This window comes from Stappia indica, assembly GCF_009789575.1.
Classification (GTDB): Bacteria; Pseudomonadota; Alphaproteobacteria; order Rhizobiales; family Stappiaceae; genus Stappia; species Stappia indica_A.
The window spans coordinates 1,771,305-1,787,824 of record NZ_CP046908.1 but is presented as its reverse complement, the minus strand read 5'-3'; the positions used below and the strand labels follow the sequence as shown (position 1 = coordinate 1,787,824).

Sequence of the window (16,520 nt, the reverse complement as noted above, 5' to 3'; positions counted from 1 at the left end):
TGACCGAGGCCAAAAAGCCGATTAGGCCTGTCTTCGGGCCTGTTTGCCGCTAGCATCCGCCCGACAGCGGGGTGCGATCCGCCGGCCGGCAGGGCCCTCAGGGTGCACCATTGCAAGCAAACGGGCAACGCCGTGCTGCGGCGGCGGCGGCCTCAAGAGCGAACAAGAGCAAAAGGGTGGAGACATGAAGATCACGGCGGCGGTGCTGGAGCGGGGCGAGGTCAAGGGCAACTACGCGGCGGAAAAGCCGCTGATCGTGCGCGAGGTCGAGCTGGCGCCGCCCGGTCCCGGCGAGGTGCTGATCCGCATCGCCGCCGCCGGCGTCTGCCATTCCGACCTGTCGGTGATCAACGGCACCCGGCCGCGCCCGCTGCCGATGGTGCTCGGCCATGAGGCATCCGGCTATGTCGAGGAGGTTGGCGCGGGCGTCGACGACCTTGCGCCCGGCGATCATGTCGTGTGCATCTTCGCGCCCGGCTGCGGCCGCTGCACCCCGTGTGCGGAAGGCCGGCCGGCCTTGTGCGAAAAGGCGGCCAAGCATCACGGCGTCGGCGAGCTGATGACCGGCCACCGCCGGTTGTCGATGGACGGGCGGCCCGTGCACCATCACGTCGGCATCTCCGCCTTCGCCAGCCACGCGGTCGTCGCGCGCCAGTCGCTGGTCAAGGTCGACCAGGACATCGCCCCGCACATCTCGACGCTGTTTTCCTGCGCCATGCTGACGGGCGCCGGTGCGGTGTTCAACACCGCCCATATCAAGCCGGGCTCCAAGGTCGCGGTGGTCGGCATCGGCGGCGTCGGCATGGCCGCGATCCTCGGCGCGGTGGCGGCCGGGGCCGGGCAGATCGTCGCCATCGACCCGTTCGAGAACAAGCTCGACGTCGCCCGCCAGATGGGCGCGACCGACGCGGTGAAGGCGGGCGAGGGCGTCGTCGAGGCGGTGCGCGATCTCACAGGCGGCGGCGTCGACTATGCGTTCGAGCTGGCCGGCTCGGTGCGGGCGCTGGAGACCGCCTACGACATCACCCGGCGCGGCGGCACCACCGTCACCGCCGGCCTGCCGCACCCGGATTCGCGCATGGCGCTCAACGCGCTGAAGCTGGTCGCCGAGGAGCGCTCGCTGAAGGGCAGCTATATCGGCTCCTGCGTGCCGCAGCGCGACCTGCCGCGCATGTTCGCGCTGCATCGCCGCGGCCTGCTGCCGGTGGAAAAGATGCTGAGCCACCGCCTGCCGCTTGCCGACATCAACCTGGCGATGGACCGGCTGGAGGACGGCTCGGCGATCCGCCAGGTGGTGGAGATCGGCTGAAAACCGGCTAACCTTCCCCATGGACATTCGCCACCTTCGCTATTTCATCGCCATTTCCGAGGCGCCGTCGCTCTCCGCGGCGGCGCAGGTCCTGGGCGTCGCCCAGCCGTCCCTGTCGCAATACGTCCAGCGCATGGAGCAGGAGCTCGGCGTACAGCTGGTCGAGCGCTCGCCGCGCGGCACGATGCTGACCGAGGAGGGCCACCTGCTGGTGCGCCATGCCCGCGAGATCTGCGCCAGCATGGAGCATTGCATCTCGGAGATGCGCGACCTTGGCGGCGGCATTCGCGGCAAGGTCGGCTTCGGCATGCCGCCGTCGGTGTCGATGGTGATGTCGGTGCCGCTGGCGGAGACCGTGCGGGTCGAGCTGCCGGACGTGCGGCTGCGCGCCATCGAGGCGATGAGCGGCTACATCAAGAGCTGGATCGAGGACGAGACCGTCGATATCGGCTTCATCTACGACCTGGAGAAGGTCGAGCATTTCCGCATCATCCATGTGCTGGACGAGCAGCTGTTCTTCTTCTCCGCGCCGGACACATGGCCGCTCGACACGCCGCCGGGCACGCCGGTGCCGATGCATGCGCTGGAGAAGCTGGAGATGATCCTGCCCGGCGTTTCGCACGGGCTGCGCAAGACCATCGAGCGGCACGCCGCCGCCTGCGACGTCAATCTCAACGTCGTCATCGAGATGGACGCGATGACCCAGATCAAGGAGCTGGTGGCGCGCGGCTCCGGCCACACGATCTTCGCCCCCGCCGCCGTGCACGACTTCGTCGCCCGCGGCGAGCTGCTCAAGGCGCCCATCGTCGAGCCGACGATCTCGCGCCCGGTCTATCTGGTCAGCAAGCCGGCCCGCTCGATGAGCCGGGCCTGCCGCGCGGTCGAGCAGATCACGCTGGAGGTCGCCCGCGATCTCGTGCGGCGCGGCATCTGGGAAGGCAACCTGATCGAGGGCTGAAGCTCTTTCCTACCGGGCGGTCGCCTGCATGGTGACAACCCCATCCTCGTCGCGCCGCACGCGCAGCTCCAGGGCGCCGTCCTCGCCTTCGCGCGCTTCGACGCTCACCGGCCGGCCGCAGGTCAGCGGCGACAACCCGCGATAGGTGAAGGCTCCCGGCAACTTGCCGAGCAGCGAGGCGGCAAGGTTCTGCATCCAGATCGACTGCAGCGGCCCGTGCACCACCAGCCCGTCATAGCCTTCGACGCCGGTGGCGTAGGGCTGGTCGTAGTGGATGCGGTGGCCGTTGAAGGTCAGCGCCGAATAGCGGAACAGCAGCGTCGGCGTCGGGGTGACCTGCCAGCGCGCCAGCGCCTGCCAGTCTTCTGCCGGCTGCGGCGCGGTGCCGGCGCCGGGCTTGGGGTCCTCGCGATAGACGATGTCGTGGCGCTCGACGACATGGGCCTCGCCCGCCACCTCGTAGACATGGTCCAGCGTGACGAAGCCGAGCGGCCCGCTGCGACCCTGCTTGAAGGTCACGTCGCGGATCGTCGTCACGCGGGTCACCTCGTCGCCGGGCGAAAACGCCTTGCGGTATTCCAGGTGGCCGCCCGCCCACATGCGCCGGGGCAGGGGGAGTGCCGGCAGGAAGATGCCGGTGCGCGGATGGCCGTCGCGGCCGAGATCCGCCGGCTCGACCACGTCGGGCGCCAGGCACCAGTGCACGCCGGCCGGCACGTCGGTCTGCCACAGCATGCCTGACAGAGTCGCGCGGTAACGCTCAAGCAGCTCGCGGTCGAGCGTCTCGCTCACCCGGCGCTGCTTGCCGATCCATTCCGCATAGTCGCTCATGCCCGTGCTCCCACCAGGGCGCCGAGGTCGGCGGCGGTAAGCGTGTCGAGTTTCTCGACCGCCTGCCGCAGCCGTTCGCCCTCTTCGCCGAGCAGCGCCGTCGCCTTGGCGGTGAGCCCGGCGGACAGCTCCGCCTCGCCGAGTGGGCGGGCAAGATCGTGCGAGAAGGCGATGCTGCGCCCGTCCTTCAGCCGGAGCAGGCCCTTGGCCTGCATGTCGGTCAGGGCCGGGTCGCCGTCGACGGTGATGCGCGGGGCAAAGGCGGCAAGACCGGCGTCGGTCGCCAGCGTGTCGGTATAGGTGTCGTCGCGCGCGGTATCGCGATCCTCCAGCACCATGCCGGCCAGCCAGTTGTAGCTGAACTTGACCTCCAGCCCGGTGCGCGGCGCCTTGACGTCGCAGACCGACAGCCAGCGCGGGTTGGTGTGCAGCACCATCGCCTCGACATCGCCGATGCCGATGCCGTCCTCCGCCCGCACCGTGCGCAGCGCCTCGATCATCGCATGGGTGCCGTGGCAGCAGGCATGCAGCTTGTACTTGATGTCCTCGAACAGGAACGTCTCCGGCGGCGGCGACTGCCAGGCGGCCTCCGGATCGGGCTTGTCGGAATGGGTGGGGATGAAGCCTTGCGCGTTCATCAGGCCGTCGTCGGCGGAGGTGAAGCCGAGGGCGGCGAGCCTTGCGCATTCGACGCCATTGGCGGCGGCGATGCCCGCATTGTACGGCTTGCCCATGGTGCCGAACTGCGACTTGAGGCCGGAGGCGCGGGTGGCGCAAAGCCCGATGGCAACCCGCATCTGGTCGCGGGTCAGGCCGAAGAGGCGCCCTGCGGCAATCGCCGCGCCGAAGGCGCCGGCTGTCGCCGTCTGGTGGAAGCCGCGATTGTAATGGATGGACCCCAGCGCCATGCCGATGCGCACCGAGGCTTCCGCGCCGACCAGAAACGCCTCGACCACGGCGCGCGCGCTGGCGCCGACCGTCTCGCCGGCGGCAAGGGCGGCCGGATAGATGCCGACGGAGGTATGGCCGATATGGCCGAAATGGGTGTCGTCGTAGTCGAGCGCGTGGCTCGTTGCGCCGTTGACCAGCGCGGCCATGCGCGCCGGGGCGGGCGCGCCGCCGAAGACCGAGGCCGTGCCGCGGCCGCCTTCCTCGTCCGCGAGCTGGCGCAGCTTGCCGGCCAGCGGCTCATCGATGCCGGCCCGCCCGCAGACCAGCCAGTCGAACAGCGAGAAGCGGGCCATGGCGAGCGCGCCGGCCGGCAACTCGCCGGCGGGCAACATGGCAAGGTCGAGGATGCGGTCGATCAGCGTCATGCCTTCGGGGCCCCGTAGGATTTCGGCAGGCCGAGCACCTGCTCGGCGATGAAGCACAGGATCAGGTTGGTGGAGATCGGCGCCACCTGGTAGAGCCGCGCCTCGCGGAACTTGCGCTCCACGTCGTATTCCTCGGCGAAGCCGAAGCCGCCATGGGTCTGCAGGCAGGCCTCGGCCGCTTCCCAGCTGGCATCGGCGGCCAGCATCTTGGCGCTGTTCGCCTCCACGCCCGGATTGTGGCCGGCATCGTACATCGCGGCGGCGCGGTAGACGATGGCCTCGGCCGCCATCATGTGCGCATAGGCGCGGGCAAGCGGGAACTGCACGCCCTGGTTCTGGCCGATCGGGGCGCCGAAGATCACCCGCTCCTTGGCGTAGTTGGAGCCCTTCTCGATGAACCACTTGGCATCGCCGATGCACTCGGCGGCGATCAGGATGCGCTCGGAATTCATGCCCGACAGGATGTAGCGGAAGCCCTTGCCTTCCTCGCCGATCAGGCTGGACGCTGGGATGCGCGCGTTGTCGAAGAAGATCTCCGTCGTCGCGTGGTTGATCATCGTGCGGATCGGGCGGATCTCGACGCCGTTGCCCTTCAGCTCGCGCAGGTCGATGAGGAACACCGACAGGCCGTCGGTCTTCGACTTCACCTGGTCGCGCGGCGTCGTGCGGGCCAGCAGCACCATCAGGTCGGAGTGCTCGGCGCGGGAGATCCAGATCTTCTGGCCGTTGACGATGTAGTCGTCGCCGTCGCGCTTTGCCGTCGTCTTCAGCGCCAGCGTGTCGGTGCCGCTGGTCGGCTCGGTCACGCCGAAGGCCTGCAGGCGCAGCGTGCCGTCGGCGATGCCGGGCAGGTATTGCTGCTTCTGCTCGGGGCTGCCGTGCCGCAGCACCGTGCCCATCGTGTACATCTGCGCGTGGCAGGCGGCGGCGTTGCAGCCGTTGCGGTGGATCTCTTCCAGGATCACGGCAGAGGCCGACAGGTTGAGGCCCGAGCCGCCATACTCCTCCGGGATCATCGCGGCGAGATAGCCTTCGCGGATCAGCGCGTCGACGAAATCCTTGGGATAGGCGCGGCGCGCATCCAGGTCGCGCCAGTACTCGCCGGGGAACCCGGCGCAGACCTTGGCGACACCGTCGCGGATGGCACTGTATTCGGCTGTCGGATCGAAGGCGTTCATGGTGTTTCCTGAGACATTCGGGCTTGCCGCAAAATCGCAGGTCCGGCGGCCGGCCGGAAATATCTTTGCATGCACGGAGCTATTGCGCAGCCCTATAGCCTGCGCCGTTCCGCCGCGGCCGGGATGCGCACTCATATGCGCGCCGCCCCGCGTCCATGTGGCGGGCGCAGCGGGGTTTTTCGCCGTGTTTGCGGCCCCCGGCAGGGCCGGCCGGGCTATTGCGGAATGACGGCGATGCCGTGCCCCTTGGGCAGCAGGCGCACTTCGGCGCCGGCGCCGACCTCGCCGCCATCGGCGGGCGCGATGACGAAGAGCTCGCCGAGCGGCGTCTCGATCTCGTATTCCATGTGCTTGCCGAGATAGCTCGCGGTCCTCACGGTTCCGGTCAGCCCGCCGGCATCGCCCTCGCCAAGCGGTTCGAGGCGCAGCGCGTCGGGCCGCAGGGCGACCTTCACCGGACCGGGATTGAGCCCGCGTGCGGGCGCCTCGACGCTGGCGCCGGCGAGATCCAGCACCGCCGTCTCGCCGGCAACGCTGGCGATGGTGCCGTCGACCACGTTGGCATCGCCGATGAAGTCGGCGACGAAGAGGTTCGCCGGGGCGTTCCACAGGTCGCGCGGGGTGGCCTTCTGGGCGATGCGGGCATTCGACATGACGATGACCTCGTCGGAGACGGCGAGCGCCTCCTCCTGGTCGTGGGTGACGTAGACCACCGTCAGGCCGAGATCCTTCTGCAGGGCGCGGATGTCCTCGCGCACCTTGCGGCGCAGCCGCGCATCGAGGTTCGACAGCGGTTCGTCGAACAGCAGGATCGAGGGCTCCAGCACCAGCGCGCGGGCGACGGCGACGCGCTGCTGCTGGCCGCCGGAGAGTTCCGACGGCAGCCGCGTGTCGTAGCCGGACAGGCCCAGCAGGCCGAGCTTCTCGCGCGCCATCTCGGCCGCCTGCGCCTTGCCGATGCCGGAGGAACGCGGCCCGTACATGACGTTCTCCAGCACGCTCATATGCGGGAACAGCGCATAGGACTGGAACACCATGGTGACGTCGCGCTCGGCCGCCGACAGGTGCGTCACGTCCTTGCCGTCGATCAGGATCCTCCCCTCGCTCGCCAGTTCCAGCCCGGCGATCATCCGCAAGGTGGTGGTCTTGCCGCAGCCGGAGGGGCCGAGCAGCGTGGTCAGCGATCCGGCCTCGCAGCGGAAGGCGACGTCGTCGACGGCGGTCACCGCGCCGTAGCGCTTGGTGACGCCGATGAAGTCGAGGCTTGCCGGTCCCATCAGTGTCCCCCTGCGGCGATGGTTTCGCTGCCGCGCCGGCCCAGCCGCGCCTCGCCGACGAGGAAGCGGATGGTGGCGATGGCGGCGATCATGAAGATGATCATGAAGGCGCAATAGGCGATGGCGAGCGAGTATTCGCCTGCCTCCACCCGGCCGACGATATAGGCGGTCGCCATGTTGTAGCGCGCCGTGACGAGGAAGATGATCGCCGAGACCGCCGTCATCGCATGGACGAAGGAGAAGATCAGGGTCGCGACGATGGCCGGCTTCATCAGGGGCAGCACCACGGTCATCAGCGTGCGCCCTGTGCTGGCCCGCAAGGTGGCCGAGGCCTCGTCGAGCGAGGGATCGATCTGCGACAGGGCGGCGATGCCGGCGCGCACGCCGACCGGCATGTTGCGGAAGACGAAGCAGGCGATGAGGATGAAGCCGGTGCCGGTGATCTCCACCGGCGGCACGTTGAAGGCGAGGATATAGGCGACGCCGATCACCGTGCCGGGAATGGCGAAGGACAGCATGGTCAGGAATTCCAGCGACCTGCGCCCGCGGAACTTCTGGCGCGCCAGCACATAGGCGGTCAAAAGGCCGATGATCGCCGTCAGCGGGGCGGCGGCCGCCGAGACCAGCACCGTGGTCCAGAAGCTGTCCCAGGCCGAGCCCGCCCAGAACAGGCCGTTGTCGGTCCACTCCACCAGGAAGCCGGTGCGCAGGTGATCGAGCGTCGGCGTCATGTCGAAGCGGCCGATATCCTTGACGAAGCCGCCGATCAGCACGATCGAGTAGACGGCGATGGTCAGCCCGATCCAGGGAATGATGACGCTCCACAGGCCGGCGGGCAGGCCCTTGGGCAGGGCGGCCGGTACGCCGCTGTCGCCCTTGCCGGACACGGTGACGAAGGAGGCGTTGGCGAGCAGGCGCATCTGCACGAGGAAGGCGGCGAGGGTGAAGGCGAGCAGCACCATGGCCAGAACGGCGGCGCGGCCCGGTTCGTGCTGGGCGCCGACGACGGCGAAGAAGATCTTGGTCGACAGCACCTCGAAATTGCCGCCGAGCACGAGCGGGTTGCCGAAGTCGGCAAGGCTCTCGACGAAGGCGAGCAGGTAGGTGTTGGCGATGGCCGGCAGCAGCAGCGGCAGCGTCACGGTCAGGAGGATGCGGGTGCGGGTGGCGCGCAGGGTTTGCGCGGCCTCTTCCAGCGTCGGCGACAGGGCCTTCAGCGAGCCGACCAGGATCAGGAAGGACAGCGGCACCTGCGACAGGACCTGCGCCAGCAGCACGCCGGGCAGGCCGTAGAGCCAGCGCGAGCGGGGAATGCCGAACCAGTCCCACAGGGCGGTGGTGATGAGGCCGGTGCGCCCGAACAGCACGATCAGCGCAAGGCCGATGACGAAAGGCGGCGTGATGATCGGCAGGATGGCGAGCGCGTCGAAGGCGCGCGGAAAGCGCACATTGGTGCGCACCGCGATCAGGGCAAGGCCGAGCGCCAGCGTTGTCGAGAAGAAGGCGGCGAGAATGCCGAGAATGACGGTGTTGGGGGCAACGCCGCAGCGGGCGGTCGACCACAGGCAGGCGAGCGACCAGATGTCGCCCTGCAGCAGCCGGTCGAGGAAGACGGCGGCGCGCGCCTCGCTCTCCCCGTGGAAGGCTTCGGACAGCATCCGCAGCACCGGCCAGAACACGAACATCACCACCAGCGCGCCGATGGTGATGACGCTGACGGAGACGAAGCGGTCGTTGCGGAAGGCGCCGAACCGGGCGATGGCGCCGGCAAAGAGTGCGACGAGGGCAAGGGCGAGAATGCCGGCGCCCGGGCCGATGGCCCGCCCTACCTCGCTCCCGGCAAAGCCGATCCCGGCGGCAAGGGCCGGGAAGAAGCCGGCAAGGATCATCGCGACGAGCGCCAGCATGCCGCCGATCGCCCCGAAAAGGGCGCTGGCGCGCTGGGCCCCGGCAAGGCTCGCGCCGGCCGCAAGGACCAGCGCCAGACAGCCGAGCGCGGGCGCCACATGGCCGGAGGCGAGCGCTCCGGCCAGGCGGGTTCCGTCGTCGGCATGGTAGGCCAGCACCGCCGGGCCAATCAGCCCGGCAGCGGCCAGGATCACCGGAAAACGGTCGATCATCGCGATGCTGTCGCTTGAGGGACGGTGGCGCGCCTCACTTCGGCGCGGCACCGACCTCCGCATCCCACTTGGTCAGCAGGCGGGTGCGTTCGGCCGACGAGCCGTATTTGCCGAAGTCGTAGTCGATCAGCTTGACCGACGACAGGTCCGGCGCCTGCTCGGGAGCCTTGGCACCCTTGTTGGACGGCACCTGGAACGAGTTCGCCGCCGCGCCGAGTTCCTGCGCGGCCGGGGTCAGCGCCCAGTCGTACCACTTCTTGGCGTTGTCCATGTTCGGGGCGCCCTTGATGATCGACATGGAGCCGATCTCGTAGCCGGTGCCCTCGCACGGGGAGACCACCTTGACCGGTGCGCCCTGCACGACCTGGGTGACGCCGTCGTGCTGGAAGGTGATGCCGATCAGCGTCTCGCCGGTGGCGGCGGCACGGGCCGGGGCGGCGCCCGACTTGGTGTACTGGTTGATGTTCTTGTGCAGGGCCTTCATGTACTCGAAGGCCTTGTCCTCGCCCATCAGCTGCACCAGCGTCGCGACCATCGTGTAGGACGTGCCGGACGAGTTCGGGTTGGCCACCTGCACCTCGTCGCGGAACTCCTCGCGCAGAAGGTCCGACCAGCAGGTCGGCTCCGGCGCGCCGGTGGAGGCCAGCATCTCGGTGTTGAACGAGTAGCCGAGCGCGCCGGCATAGATGCCGACGGTCTTGTAGCCCGACTGCTCGGCCTGGGACACGGCCCAGGGCTGCAGCTCGGCCAGCATCGGCGACTTGTATTCGACCGTCAGGTCCTCCTCGGCCGCCTGCAGGTGCGGGTCGCCGGTGCCGCCCCACCACACGTCGCCGCGCGGGTTGGCGGCTTCCGCCTTGATCTGGGCGAAGGTTTCGCCGGACGACTTGCGGGTCATGTTGACCTTGATGCCGGTCTCGCGCTCGAAGGCCTGGACCATCGGGCGGCACCATTCTTCCTGCACGGAGCAGTAGACGGTGAGCTCGCCGGACGCCGAGGCGGGCACGGCCCACATCAGGCCGGCAAGACCGAAGGCGGCGCCCGACGCGAGCGCCTGCAGGCTGACGGTGATCTTCATGGTTCTCCTCCCTTTACGATGCATCATTGCAAAGCTGTGCATTCGTTGGTTCAAATTGAACGGCGCAGCGCCGGTCGTCAATCTCCCGTCTGCGACGCAGCGTCTTTCGGGTGCGACGCCGGGGCGAGCGGCAGGCCGGTGACGCGCGCTGCATCCTCGGCGATGCCGGGGGCTGCGACGACGATCGGGTTGCCGCGGGTCCAGTCGCCGCTGAAGAAGTCGCTGACGCGGGCGCCCGCCTCGCTGGCGATGACGACGCCGGCGGCCACGTCCCAGGAGTTGATGTGGCCTTCCAGATAGCCGTCGCTGCGGCCGCAGGCGACGGAGGCAAGGCCCATCGCGCCGGAGGCGGAGCGCTTGACGTTGGCGCCGGCCTCGAACAGGGCGCGGACGTTGTTGATGTAGCCGGCGACCGGCAGGCGCGGCGACCAGCCGTGCTCCACGGTGGCGCGGGTGATCGTGTCGGTGGCGGCGACCTTGATCGGCTTGCCGTTCATCGTTGCGCCGTGGCCGCGGCGGGCAAGATAGGTCTCACCGAGCGCCGGGGCGGCGATGCAGCCGAGCTCCGGCGTGCCATCGAGGAGGAAGCCGATGGAAATGCACCAGGTCGTGTCGCCATGGGCGAAGTTGGCGGTGCCGTCGATCGGGTCGACGATCCACACGCGCTCGCTCACCTCGCCGCCGCCTTCCTCGCCCAGCACGCTGTCCTGCGGGAAGACCTCGGCGATGCGCGAGCGGATCAGGGCCTCGACCGCGCCGTCGGCCTCGGTGAGCCAGTCCTGGGCGCCTTTCAGGGAGATTGCCATGGCGTCGCGGTTCTCGAAATACCGCATCGCCAGGGCCGCGGCTTCCGCGGCAAGTCCCTGAAGGGCAAGAAAACGCAACGTCACTTCCGGGTTGGCGGATCCGCTCATGCTTTCCTCTTACTTAGCCGACAAATATCTGTCATCATTGTTTTTCCACGTATTCAGCCGATGGAAAAGCGATTTCCTCGGCATTTTGCCGCCACTATTGCCTGCCAGAATCAACGATCTGGCCGGAAAATGGGAGGCACGACACCGGATCATGGCGCCGGCGCCAATAGCAATCGGCGATTGCCGCTCCCGGGACAAGGGCCCGAAAAGCGACAAGAGCCGCAGCGACGACACCCGGCGCGACAAGAGGACGACAGAAAGATGATGAGTGCGAGTGCGGTCTTCGTGCAGCTGATCGGCGGCGTGGCGCTGCTGATCTGGGCCGTGCGGATGGTGCGCACCGGGGTGGTGCGGGCTTTCGGCTCCTCCCTCAGGGCGGTTCTTGCGTCGGCGACGCGCAACCGGGCGATGGCGGCCTTTGCCGGCGCCGGCGTCACGGTGTTGATGCAGAGCGCGACGGCGACGGCGATGCTGCTCACCTCCTTCTCGCGCAGCGGCCTCGTCCCGCTGGCCATGGCGCTGGCCGTGGTGCTGGGCGCCGATGTCGGCTCGGCCATCGCCGCGCAGATCCTGTCGCTCGACGTGTCCTATCTCTGGCCGGTCTTCGTCACCGCCGGCGTCTTCATGTTCCTGTCGATGGAGGCCGACCGGGCCCAGTGCATCGGCCGGGCGCTGATCGGCCTCGGCCTGCTCACGCTGTCGCTGCAGACCCTGCGGCTGACCGTGGTGCCGCTCGCCGAGTCCGAGACCTTCGGCCTCGTGCTCGCCGCCCTCGGCAGCGAGCCGATCCTCGCCGCGATCCTCGCCGCGGGCATCACCTGGGCGGCGCATTCCTCGCTCGCCGTGGTTCTCGTCATCGCCACCCTGGCGCTCACCGGTGCGGTGACGCCGACGCTGGCCATCGCCGCCGTGCTCGGCGCCAATGTCGGCGCTGCCGCAGCGCCGCTTTCGGCCAACTGGGGCGGGGCGCCGGAGACCAAGCGCGTGCCGCTCGGCAACATGCTGATGCGCGGCGTGGTTGCGGCGGTGCTGGTGCCGTTTTCCGGCGTGCTCGCCGACATCGCCACCAGCCATGGGCTGGTCGGCGCGCGGCTGACCGTCGACGCGCATCTGGCGTTCAACATCGTCGTGGCACTGATCTTCATTCCGCTGGTCGGTCCGGTGTCGCGGCTGCTGGAGCGGCTGGTGCCCGCCTCGGCCCAGCCGGCGGACCCCAAGCGCCCGCGCTATCTCGGCAGCGCCACCACCGACATGTCGTCCGAGGCGCTGGCCGCCGCCCATCGCGAGGCGCTGGCGCTCGGCGACCGGGTCGAGGCGATGCTGATCAAGTCGATGGAGGCGCTGGAGACCGGCGATCCGAAGCTGATCCGCGAGATCCGTACCTCGGACGACGCGGTCGACGCGGTCAACGAGGCGATCAAGCTGCATCTGGTGCGCATGTCCCGCAAGGGCATGTCGGAGGAGGATTCGCGCCGTTTCATGGAGATCCTTTCCTTCACCACCAACCTGGAGCATATCGGCGACGTCATCGACAAGCAGCTTCTGGAACTGGCGGAGAAGAAGGGCCGCGGCAACCTTGCCTTCTCCTCGGAAGGCCTGGCCGACCTCAAGGCGTTCCACGCCCGGGTCGCGTCGAACTTCGCCACCGCGCTCAACGTCTTCGCCACCGGCGACGCGGACCTGGCGCGCCGGCTCTTCGCCGAAAAGACCGCCATCCGCGACCTGGAGCGGCACTATGCCGAGCGCCACTACGCGCGGCTGCGCGACGGGGTGAAGCTGTCGATGGAGACGACCTCGATCCATATGGACGTGCTGCGCGACCTGAAGCGCATCCATGGCCATTTCGTCGTCGTCGCCCAGCCGATCCTGGAGGCCTGCGGCGAGCTCGCCGACACGCGCCTGCGCGCCTCGGCGCCCGCGCCGGCACCGGCCGCCCGCGAGAAGAAGAACGAAGAGTTCCGCGACACGAGCACCAGCGGCGCGCAGCCCGCCTGACGGCTCCGCCTTTCCCGCTTCAAGCCAGGACGGCCGCGCGAGCCTCGCGCGGCCGTCTTGCGTTTCGTCTCTCGCCTTTCCCGTCCCGCGGGGTTGACGGGCGCGATATATCGAATATTCTCGAATTATGGAAAAGACAGCCGCCCTTTCGGCCTTTGCCGCCCTGTCGCAGGAGACCCGCCTCGACGTCCTGCGCCTGCTCATCCGCGCAGGCGGCGAGGGCATGGCTGCGGGCGACATCGCGGCCGCGCTCGACGTGCGGCAGAACACGCTCTCCACGAACCTTGCGATCCTCACCCGCGCCGGCGTGCTGCGCAGTCACCGGCAGGGGCGCACGATCCGCTATTTCGCCGACATGGGCGGTCTGACGGCGCTGCTTGCCTTCCTGATGGAAGACTGCTGCGGCGGCGCGCCCGATGTCTGTCGTCCCGTCCTGGCGGCGCTGCCGGCCTGCTGTGCGCCGGACCCCGTTACCTGCGAAGGAAGCTCATGACCATCGTCATCCACCACAATCCCGACTGCGGCACCTCGCGCAACGTGCTGGAGATGATCCGCGCGTCCGGCGAGGAGCCCGTCATCATCGAATATCTCAAGACCGGCTGGACCCGTCCGCAGCTTCTGGCCCTGTTCGCCGGCGCCGGGCTGACCCCGCGCACCGCCCTGCGCGTGTCGAAGTCGCCGGCCGAGGAGCTCGGCCTCACCGATCCGTCCGTCGACGACGAGACGATCCTCGCCGCCATGCTGGAGCACCCCGTTCTGGTCAACCGGCCCATCGTCGTCACGGAAAAGGGCATCCGCCTGTGCCGCCCGTCGGAAGTCGTGCTGGAGATCCTGCCCAATGCCGGCATCGGCACCTTCCGCAAGGAAGACGGCGAGATCGTCGTCGCCGGCAACTCTTCCGGAGACGCCTCGTGAGTTCCGTCGCCGATCTTGCCGCCGCCGACCTGCCGAACATCGACTTCACGCAGATGCACCGGGTCGACCCGGCGGACTACGCCCTGCCGGGCGAGGCCTACCATGCCCCGCGCATCCTGCTGCTCTACGGGTCGCTGCGCCAGCGCTCCTTCTCGCGGCTCGTTGCGGAAGAAGCCCGCCGCCTGCTCGACTGGCACGGCTGCGAGACGCGCATGTTCGACCCGCGCGACCTGCCGCTGCCCGATGCGGCGGAGCCGGACCATCCCAAGGTGCGCGAGCTGCGCGAGCTCGCCATGTGGTCGGAAGGCATGGTCTGGGTCTCGCCGGAGCGGCACGGGGCGATGACCGGCATCATGAAGGCGCAGATCGACTGGCTGCCGCTGTCGCTCGGCGGCGTCCGCCCGACCCAGGGCAAGACGCTGGCGGTGATGCAGGTCTGCGGCGGCTCGCAGAGCTTCAACGCGGTCAACCAGATGCGCATTCTCGGCCGCTGGATGCGGATGGTCACCATCCCCAACCAGTCCTCCGTCGCCCGCGCCTTCGCCGAATTCGGCGAGGACGACCGGATGAAGCCGTCCTCCTATTACAACCGGATCGTCGACGTCACCGAGGAGCTGGTGAAGTTCACGCTGATGGTGCGCGGGCGCTCACCGGCACTGGTCGACCGCTATTCGGAGCGGGTGGAGACGGCGGCCGAGGTCTCCGCGCGCGTCAACCAGCGTTCGATCTGATCCGCTTTCCACCGCTCTTGCCTGCCGCTGCCGCCCCCGTGCTATGTCTGGCGCGGTCGCGCCCATGCTATGTCTGGCGCGGTCGCGCCCATCCTATGTCTGGCGCGGTCGCGCCGGCGCTATCGTCCGGCGCAAATGAGACGGACGCCTGAGGGCGGATCGTCGATAAAGGGCGGAAACCGGGTTCGGCAGGCATGATCGACAAGCTGGAAATGTTCATTGCGCTGGTGCGCGAGCGCCATTTCGGCCGCGCGGCGGAGAGCATCGGCGTCACCCAGCCGACGCTCTCCTCGGCCATCCGCCAGCTCGAGGACCAGCTCAACGTCCAGCTCGTGCATCGCGGCTCGCGCTTCCAGGGGCTGACGCCGGAGGGCGAGCGGGTGCACCTTCTGGCCCTTAGGATCGTCGGCGACATGCGCGCCCTGCGCGACGAGATGCGCGCGGTCCGCTCCGATCTGGAAGGCACCTTGCGCATCGGCGTCATCCCGACGGCGCTGCCGATGGTCGCCGATCTCGTCTCTCCCTACGCGCTGCGCCATCCGCGCGTGCGGTTCCAGATCCTGTCGCGCACCTCGGTCGAGATCCTCGACCAGATGGACCGGCTCGACCTCGATGCCGGCATCACCTATCTCGACGCCGATGCCCGGCGCCGCCGCACCGTGCTGCCGCTCTACCGCGAGCGCTATCGTCTGCTTGTCGCCGTGTCCGATCCGCTGGCAGCGCGCGACCGGGTCGGCTGGCACGAGCTCGGCGGCGAGCAGCTCTGCCTGCTGACCCCCGACATGCAGAACCGCGCCATCGTCGACCGGCACCTTGCGGCTGCCGGCGTGACGCCGAAGGCGCAGGTGGAATCGAATTCCATCATCGCCCTCGTCGCCCATGTCATGTCCGGCAAGTGGGCCTCGGTCGTGCCGGAAAAGCTTGCCGGCATGTTCGTCTCCGCCGGGGCCATCGCCGCCGTGCCGATCTCCGGCGCGGGGCGGGGACAACCCGACGGGGAGGGGCGGGGATATCCCGACGGGGAAGGACAGGGGGAGGGCGAGGACAAGGGCGAGCCGGTCGGCCTCGTCATGGTCCAGCGCGAGCCGCTGACGCCGCTGCTGGCGACGCTGTCGGACGTGGCGCGCCAGCTCGCCGTGTGATTTGCTGCGATTGGAGCGGCGAAACTCGAAATTTTCGAATTTCGAGACGGAATTTCGCAAAATCCGTCTCAATTTCGAATCGAGATCAAGCTGTTGAAATAAAAAGAAAATCGACGATTTTCTCGGATTTTTCGCCGATGCCGTTCTCATTTCCGGTTTTTCCCGGAACGCGGCTTATCCCCGTCCATGCCCTGGCCGTTGTCCCCCCTGGCGCCCCGCTTCCGGATTTATTTTTACCTTGGCGAGAATGCGGCCTTGTTTTGGACACCGTTGCCGTCCATATAGTGTTCATCGATCTTGGCTGTTGAACTTTGTTCCTGAGCGCGCTTGGCGCGCGACTGGCGATCTTCCTCCTCAAAATCGATCTGAACCGTTTGCCATGCGTTCTTCGCGCGGCAGGCACATACCCGTTCGCGATCTGAAAAGGAAATCGCCATGAACACCGGTACCGTTAAGTTCTTCAATTCCACCAAGGGCTTTGGCTTCATCGAGCAGGGCGGCGGTCAGCCCGACGTCTTCGTTCACATCTCCGCAGTCGAGCGCGCTGGCATGACCAGCCTCGTCGAGGGCCAGAAGGTCAGCTTCGAGATCGTCACCGATCGCCGCAGCGGCAAGGCTGCTGCCGACAACCTGCAGGTCGCGTAACGATCCGCAGGGTCAGGGCGCGCGCTCCTGAAGCGCGCACCTGACAACGCAAATTGTGCTTCTGAGCGCTGACCACGGATGTACTGGCAGCACTCATCGAGGCACTTGGGA

General features: G+C 68.3%; 17 protein-coding genes. 9 read left to right on the top strand and 8 right to left on the bottom strand.

The features are described from left to right. Positions 1-184 precede the first annotated feature (184 nt). Both GH266_RS08415 and GH266_RS08410 read left to right on the top strand, forming a co-directional pair. Positions 185-1,309: a zinc-dependent alcohol dehydrogenase family protein gene (locus GH266_RS08415; RefSeq protein WP_158193491.1), complete on the top strand. Its 1,125-nt coding sequence runs from the start codon at positions 185-187 to the stop codon at positions 1,307-1,309. A 19-nt stretch (positions 1,310-1,328) separates the two neighbouring features. After that, complete coding sequence (locus GH266_RS08410; RefSeq protein ID WP_158193490.1) at positions 1,329-2,267, top strand: LysR family transcriptional regulator; 939 nt, start codon at positions 1,329-1,331, stop codon at positions 2,265-2,267. 9 nt (positions 2,268-2,276) lie between these two features. On the opposite strand, the gene GH266_RS08405 is transcribed toward GH266_RS08410, so the two are convergent. The 7 genes from GH266_RS08405 to GH266_RS08375 all read right to left on the bottom strand — a co-directional run bounded on the left by GH266_RS08405 (position 2,277) and on the right by GH266_RS08375 (position 10,981). Then, positions 2,277-3,098, bottom strand: a complete 822-nt coding sequence (locus tag GH266_RS08405) for an HTD2 family dehydratase (protein ID WP_158193489.1) — start codon at positions 3,096-3,098, stop codon at positions 2,277-2,279. Continuing rightward, positions 3,095-4,414: an MmgE/PrpD family protein gene (locus GH266_RS08400; RefSeq protein WP_158193488.1), complete on the bottom strand. Its 1,320-nt coding sequence runs from the start codon at positions 4,412-4,414 to the stop codon at positions 3,095-3,097. Before GH266_RS08400 ends, GH266_RS08405 begins: the two co-directional genes overlap by 4 nt. Then, positions 4,411-5,592 (bottom strand): acyl-CoA dehydrogenase family protein, encoded by a 1,182-nt coding sequence (locus tag GH266_RS08395; protein ID WP_158193487.1) that lies wholly within the window; start codon positions 5,590-5,592, stop codon positions 4,411-4,413. Before GH266_RS08395 ends, GH266_RS08400 begins: the two co-directional genes overlap by 4 nt. Positions 5,593-5,807: 215 nt before the next feature. Beyond that, positions 5,808-6,869: an ABC transporter ATP-binding protein gene (locus tag GH266_RS08390; protein ID WP_158193486.1), complete on the bottom strand. Its 1,062-nt coding sequence runs from the start codon at positions 6,867-6,869 to the stop codon at positions 5,808-5,810. Next, positions 6,869-8,989, bottom strand: a complete 2,121-nt coding sequence (locus tag GH266_RS08385; RefSeq protein WP_158193485.1) for an ABC transporter permease — start codon at positions 8,987-8,989, stop codon at positions 6,869-6,871. Before GH266_RS08385 ends, GH266_RS08390 begins: the two co-directional genes overlap by 1 nt. A 34-nt stretch (positions 8,990-9,023) precedes the next feature. Beyond that, the gene (locus GH266_RS08380; RefSeq protein ID WP_158193484.1) at positions 9,024-10,067 is read right to left on the bottom strand and encodes an ABC transporter substrate-binding protein; all 1,044 of its coding nucleotides are present in this window, start codon (positions 10,065-10,067) and stop codon (positions 9,024-9,026) included. 77 nt (positions 10,068-10,144) lie between these two features. Then, positions 10,145-10,981 (bottom strand): inositol monophosphatase family protein, encoded by an 837-nt coding sequence (locus GH266_RS08375; RefSeq protein ID WP_158193483.1) that lies wholly within the window; start codon positions 10,979-10,981, stop codon positions 10,145-10,147. On the opposite strand from GH266_RS08375, the gene GH266_RS08370 reads away from it, so the two are divergent. From GH266_RS08370 to GH266_RS08345, 6 genes are all read left to right on the top strand, one after another. Continuing rightward, positions 10,980-11,246 carry a hypothetical protein gene (locus tag GH266_RS08370; RefSeq protein WP_158193482.1) on the top strand — a complete coding sequence of 89 codons (267 nt, stop codon included), beginning with the start codon at positions 10,980-10,982 and terminating at the stop codon, positions 11,244-11,246. The two genes, GH266_RS08375 and GH266_RS08370, sit on opposite strands and share 2 nt — an antisense overlap. Continuing rightward, positions 11,243-12,976, top strand: coding sequence for a Na/Pi cotransporter family protein (locus GH266_RS08365; protein ID WP_158193481.1), 1,734 nt, complete (start codon positions 11,243-11,245; stop codon positions 12,974-12,976). Before GH266_RS08370 ends, GH266_RS08365 begins: the two co-directional genes overlap by 4 nt. A gap of 127 nt (positions 12,977-13,103) precedes the next feature. Continuing rightward, positions 13,104-13,469, top strand: coding sequence for an ArsR/SmtB family transcription factor (locus GH266_RS08360; protein ID WP_158193480.1), 366 nt, complete (start codon positions 13,104-13,106; stop codon positions 13,467-13,469). Further along, positions 13,466-13,891 carry an arsenate reductase (glutaredoxin) gene (gene arsC / locus GH266_RS23350; protein WP_158193479.1) on the top strand — a complete coding sequence of 142 codons (426 nt, stop codon included), beginning with the start codon at positions 13,466-13,468 and terminating at the stop codon, positions 13,889-13,891. The genes GH266_RS08360 and arsC overlap by 4 nt, the downstream gene beginning before the upstream one ends. Then, positions 13,888-14,622, top strand: coding sequence for an arsenical resistance protein ArsH (arsH, locus tag GH266_RS23345; RefSeq protein WP_158193478.1), 735 nt, complete (start codon positions 13,888-13,890; stop codon positions 14,620-14,622). Before arsC ends, arsH begins: the two co-directional genes overlap by 4 nt. Before the next feature lie 194 nt (positions 14,623-14,816). Further along, on the top strand, positions 14,817-15,764 hold the full coding sequence (locus tag GH266_RS08345) for a LysR family transcriptional regulator (RefSeq protein WP_158193477.1): 948 nt from the start codon (positions 14,817-14,819) through the stop codon (positions 15,762-15,764). Positions 15,765-15,997: 233 nt separating this feature from the next. On the opposite strand, the gene GH266_RS08340 is transcribed toward GH266_RS08345, so the two are convergent. Next, the gene (locus GH266_RS08340; RefSeq protein ID WP_158193476.1) at positions 15,998-16,201 is read right to left on the bottom strand and encodes a hypothetical protein; all 204 of its coding nucleotides are present in this window, start codon (positions 16,199-16,201) and stop codon (positions 15,998-16,000) included. On the opposite strand from GH266_RS08340, the gene GH266_RS08335 reads away from it, so the two are divergent. Next, positions 16,200-16,409: a cold-shock protein gene (locus GH266_RS08335; protein WP_120269336.1), complete on the top strand. Its 210-nt coding sequence runs from the start codon at positions 16,200-16,202 to the stop codon at positions 16,407-16,409. The two genes, GH266_RS08340 and GH266_RS08335, sit on opposite strands and share 2 nt — an antisense overlap. Positions 16,410-16,520 lie beyond the last annotated feature (111 nt).